Source organism: Actinotalea sp., assembly GCF_041597215.1.
In the GTDB taxonomy this organism is placed as follows: domain Bacteria; phylum Actinomycetota; class Actinomycetes; order Actinomycetales; family Cellulomonadaceae; genus Actinotalea.
Genome location: NZ_JBFHHB010000216.1, coordinates 1 through 5,563, shown reverse-complemented (window position 1 = coordinate 5,563; position 5,563 = coordinate 1). Strand labels below are relative to the sequence as shown.

Annotated in this window: 3 protein-coding genes; all 3 read left to right on the top strand. The window is 73.9% G+C overall.

Going from position 1 to position 5,563, the window contains the following annotated elements; translation table 11 throughout:
* A partial coding sequence (locus ABWK99_RS13050) for a WD40 repeat domain-containing protein (RefSeq protein ID WP_372595137.1) occupies positions 1 to 3,153 on the top strand: 3,153 nt, incomplete at its 5' end.
* 30 nt (positions 3,154 to 3,183) lie between these two features.
* The gene (locus ABWK99_RS13045; protein ID WP_372595136.1) at positions 3,184 to 4,137 is read left to right on the top strand and encodes an ATP-binding cassette domain-containing protein; all 954 of its coding nucleotides are present in this window, start codon (positions 3,184 to 3,186) and stop codon (positions 4,135 to 4,137) included.
* A partial coding sequence (locus ABWK99_RS13040; protein ID WP_372595135.1) for an ABC transporter permease occupies positions 4,134 to 5,563 on the top strand: 1,430 nt, incomplete at its 3' end. The genes ABWK99_RS13045 and ABWK99_RS13040, both read left to right, overlap by 4 nt.

The following is a 5,563-nucleotide window of genomic DNA, read 5'->3' as shown; positions in this document are numbered from 1 at the left end:
CTCTCGGCCGCCGAGCGCACGAGCTTCGTCGAGGAGGTCACCCTTCTCGTCGCCGGCGGTATGCGCGTGGTGCTCGGCCTCCGCGCGGACTTCTACGGCGAGGCCTTGCGCTTCCCCGCGCTGGCGGCCGCCCTGGCGGGCCACCAGGTCATCGTCGGGCCGATGACGGTCGACGAGCTGCGCAGCGCCGTCGTGCAGCCCGCGCGTCTGGCGTCGATCGAGCTCGAACCGGGGCTCGTCGACATGGTCCTGGACGACCTCGTCGGCGGGCGCCGCGGAGCGGAGCACGACCCGGGCGCGCTCCCCCTGCTCGCCCACAGCCTCTACGAGACCTGGCGGCTCGGTGGGGGCCGACGGTTGACCCTCGCCCACCTGGTCGAGTCGGGCGGGATCGGCGGCGCGGTCTCGGCGACGGCCGAGCGACTGCACGCAGGCCTGTCCGACCGGGACGCCCTTGCCGCACGCCGCCTCTTCCTGCGGCTGGTGCACGTCGGCCAGGACGTCGCCGACACCCGCAGGCGCGCCTCCCGCGAGGAGCTCGCCGCCCTCGCACCCGACTCGCTCATCGAGAGCCTCATCGAGGCGCGCCTGGTGACCGCCGACGACACCTCCGTCCAGATCGCCCACGAGTCGCTCATCAGCGCCTGGCCCCGCCTGCGGGAGTGGATCGACGAGGATCGTGATCGGCTCCTCGTCCACCGTGAGCTCGCGGCCTCGGCCGCGGCGTGGGTCCGCGCGGGCCACGACCCGGGGATGCTCTACCGGTCCGGCCGCCTCGAGCACATGCGCGCGTGGTCGACGGATCCCGACCACCGGGCGACGTTGACGCACCAGGAGCGCGCGTTCCTCGAGGCGAGCACGGCGGCCGTCCGGGAGCACGAACGGGCAGCGCTCCGGCAGACCCGTCGCCTGCGGACCCTGGTGGCCTCGCTGACCGTGCTCGTGCTGGCCGTCGTCGGGGTGTCCGGCTACACGTGGCGCCTGAGCGCGCGAGCGGGCGACGAGCGGGACCTCGCTGTCTCCCGCCAGCTGGCCGAAGCCTCGAGCCGGATCCGGGCGAGCGACCCGACCGCCGCGGCCCAGCTCGCGGTGCTGAGCTATCGGACGGCCCCGACGGCCGAGGCTCGCGGAGCGCTCCTGGACAGCTCCGCCGTACCGCTCAGCACTCGCGTCGAGGCGACGGGAACCCTGCCGACCCTCTCCCTGAGCGGGGACGGGCGCGTGATGGCCAGCGGCTCCGGCACGGGCGAGGTCCGCGTCTGGGCACTCTCGGACGAGCTCGAACCGCAGCTGCTCGAGACGGCCGCCGCCCTCGCCGTCGACGACGACGCCGTGCGCGCCACGGCCCTGGACGGCGACGGCACGCTGCTCGCCGCGGCCGGCGCCGCATCCGGCGTGCACCTGTGGGACCTCGGTGCGGACGGAGGACCGGCGCACCGGGCCGACCTCGTCGGCCCGCGGGGCGCCGTCTCCGCGCTCGCCTTCTCCCCTGACGGCAGCATGCTCGCCGCCGTGGGCGACGATCCCGCGCTGTACCTCTGGGACCTCGAGGACCCGGCAGGCACAGCGCCGCAGGTGCTCGACGGCCCCGAGGCCGGCCTGACGAGTCTCGCCTTCAGCCCGGACGGCTCGACGATCGCCGCGGGGAGCGCCGATCGCGGGGTGTACCGGTGGTCGCTCCTCGACGACCCCGCAACGGTCGTGGTCCTCCCGCCCCTCGAGTCCGCCGCGGGGGGAGTGACGTCCGTGGCCTTCGCCCCGGACGGGCTCCAGCTCGTCGCCGGGTCCAAGGACCAGGACGCGTGGACCTGGTCGCTCGTGGGCCCGCACGAGGTGCCGACCGAGTCGGGCGTGGCGATCGAGGGCGCGGGCAGCTGGGTCAACGCCGTGGGGTACAGCCCCGACGGGATCCTGGTGGCGACGGGCAGCTCCGACCACCACCTGCGCATCTACGAGCGCTCCACCGGCGTCCTCGTCTCCGACATCCCCCACCCCGGACCGGTGACCAATCTCGCCTTCCTGCCCACCGGCGGAGGTCTGGTGACGACCGGGCCGGACGGCTCGCTGCGACTGTGGGCCGAACCGACCCCCTCCCCTGCCCTCACGGGGGGCCGCGCCTTCTCCGTTCACTTCAGCCCGGACGGCGAGCTCGTGGTGGCGGGCGCCGCGAACGAGGTCCGCTTCTTCGACGTCTCGCACCCCCATCGCGCCACGGCCCTCGGCCCGGCGACGAGCGCCCCGGACTCCCACACCTTCGACGGCACCGCCGCGTACTCGCCGTCCGGCGAGCTGCTGGCCACCGGGAGCGCCGAGGGACCCGTGTGGCTGTGGGCGGTGTCCGGGGGGAGCATGACCCTGCTGAGCACCATGCCCGACCCCCCGGAAGCACTCGTCGAAGGAGTCGTGTTCAGTCCGGACGGGCGCACCCTCGCCGCGGCGGGTGACGACTCGACCGTCCGCCTCTGGGACGTCACCGACCCGGGCCGGCCGGTCACCCAGGGCGTCATCGACTCCCCGAACGCCCTCGAGCTGTGGTCGACCTTCTCGCCGGACGGCGACGTCCTCGCCGTGGGCGGCGCCGACCCGGACGTCGTGACGCTCTGGGACGTGTCCGACCCGGCGACGCCGACGATGCTCGGGGAGCCGCTCGACGGGCTCGGGCTGCAGGCGCACGGGATGATCTTCAACCCCGCGGGAACGCTGCTCGCCGTGACCTCTGCCGACCGCACCGTGCGCCTCGCCGACGTGAGCGACCCGCAGGCGGCCCACTGGGTCGGCGCGCCCCTGCGCGGCTCCGGCGACTACGTGTACGACGTGGACTTCACCCCCGACGGACGCACGCTGGCAGCGGTGAGCGGCGACGGCATCCTGCGGACCTGGGACGTGACCGATCCCCTGGCACCGGTCCTCACCGCCTCGCTGACGGCGGCTGACGCGGGGCTGTACAGCATCAGCATCTCCCCGGACGGGACACGCGTCGCGGCCGGCGGCGTGGCTCCCACCGTCACCGTCTGGGACCTGGACCCCGCCGAGGTGACGAGCCGGATCTGCCGACTGGTCGGGACGCCGCTCACCGAGGAGGAGTGGCTGCAGTACGTGCCGAGCGTGGAGTACCAGGACCCGTGCGGCGGGTCGGCGGCCGGTCCCTCCTAGACGCACGGAAGCGCGTCCTACGCTCGGGGGATGGACCCCGTGATCCTCGTCGACGGCCTGACCAAGTCCTACGGGTCCTTCCGGGCCTTGCGCGGGCTGGACCTCGAGGTGCGGCCGGGCGAGGTCCACGCGTTCCTCGGGCCGAACGGAGCCGGGAAGTCGACGACGATCCGCATCCTGCTCGGCCTCCTCCGGGCCGACGGCGGGCGGGTCCAGGTCCTCGGGCATGACCCGTGGCGGGACGTCGTCGCCCTGCACCGCCGGCTGGCCTACGTCCCGGGCGACGTCAGCCTGTGGCCCTCCCTGACGGGCGGCGAGGCGATCGACCTTCTCGGGACCCTGCGCGGAGGGCTGGACGAGACGCGGAGGGCTGAGCTGATCGAGCGCTTCGAGCTCGACCCGACCAAGCGCGGCCGGCAGTACTCCAAGGGGAACAAGCAGAAGGTCGCCCTGGTCGCCGCCCTGGCCTCGGACGTCGAGCTCCTGCTGCTGGACGAGCCGACCTCCGGCCTCGATCCGCTCATGGAGGAGGTCTTCTGCGCCGAGATCGCCGAGCAGAAGGCTCAGGGGCGGACGATCCTGCTCTCCAGCCACATCCTCAGCGAGGCCGAGGCCCTCGCGGACCGGATCAGCATCATCCGGGACGGGCGGATCGTGGAGAGCGGCACGCTGGACGAGATGCGCCGGCACACCCGCACGAGCATCCGGGCGGTGCTGGCCGAGCCCCCCGCCGACCTCGCCGGACTCGTCCCGGTGCAGGACGGCCACCTGGACGGCGACGTGCTGACGGTGGCCGTCGAGCGCACCCAGGTGAACGACGCGATGGCCACCCTGAGCCACTTCGGCATCACCGAGCTCACCGTCGCGCCGCCCTCGCTGAGCGATCTCTTCCTCCGGGCCTACGGAGAAGAGTCGGCGCCGGGGCCGGACGACGAGCGAGCCGCGCCGACCCGTCGGCGCGCTGCGCACCGGCGGCGCGGATGAGCGGCACGTTCGTCGGGGTCCGACCGCTGCTGCACGCCTCCCTCCGGCAGGACCGCCGTCGCATCGCCCCGTGGATCGCACTCATCACGGCGCTCTCGGTGAGCTCGGTGCTCGCCTACCCGTGGGTGTTCCCCGACGAGGCGAGCCGCGCCGGCCTGGCGATGACCGTCGAGGGCAACCCGGCCTTCAGCCTGATCTTCGGTCCCGCCCGCGAGCTGACGACGGCCGACGGCTTCAACGCCTGGCGCGCCGGGGCGCTCGGCGCCTTCTTCGCCGGGCTGATGGCCATCGGGATCGTCGTGCGCAACAGCCGGGCCCACGAGGACAACGGCCAGGCGGAGCTGATCGCCTCGGGAGTCGTCGGGCGCGACGCACGGCTCGCGGTGGCCGTGGCGATGGCAGCGATCGCCTCCGTCCTGCTCGGGGTGGTCGTCTCGGTCGCCACGATCGCCTTCGGCGGCGAGGCGGGCGACTCGATCACCCTCGCTGCGACGTTCACCGCCTCCGGTCTGATGTTCGCCGGGATCGCGGCCGTCACCGCGCAGATCGGCTCGGAGGCCAGGGCGGCGAGCTCCCTCGCGGTGACCGCCCTGGGCGTCGCGTTCGTCGCGCGTGGGTACATCGACACGAGCGGAGCGGCCGACTGGCTCATCTGGCTGACCCCGCTGGGCTGGCTCGAGCAGGTCCGTGTGGCGGACGGGAACGACTGGCGGCCGCTGCTCGCCTGCCTCGGGCTCGCCGTCGCGGCCGTGGCCGTCGCAGGCCTCCTGCAGTCCAGGCGCGACCTGGGCATGGGGCTGCTCCCTCCCCGGCCGGGCCCTGATCGCGGACGCGGCATCCTCAACCCGTGGGGACTGGCCCTGCGGCTCCAGCGCGGCGCGATCGTGTCCTGGACGATCGCCCTCGCGGTGCTGGGCGTCGTCTTCGGCTTCCTCTCGACCACCGTCGGGGAGCTGTTCCTGCAGAACCCCGCCTTCGCCGAGGCGATCGCGTCGGGCGGGGCGAGCACCTCTGGCCTCGTCTTCGAGTTCCTCGTGACGATCATCCGGCTCGTCGGCCTGATCGCCGCGGTCTACGGCGTGCAGGTGATGATGCGGCTGCACGCCGAGGAGGACGAGTTCCGGGTCGATCCGTTGCTGGCAGGTGCGGTGCCGCGCACCCGCCTCCTGGCCAGTCACGCGGTGCTCGCCCTCGTCGGCCCGGCCCTCGCGCTGCTGATCTCGGGCGGCGTGGTCGGGCTGACGGCGCAGGCCCAGAGCGGGGACATCGCCGCGCTGGACGTGCTGCGACAGGCGGCGGTCACGATCCCCGCCGTGTGGGTGCTCGTCGGCATCGCGCTCGCGACGGTCGGGGCCGCTCCGGCCGTGCGCGCAGTGGCCTGGTTCGCCATCGTCCTGTCCTTCGCCCTGACCATCCTCGGTCCGCT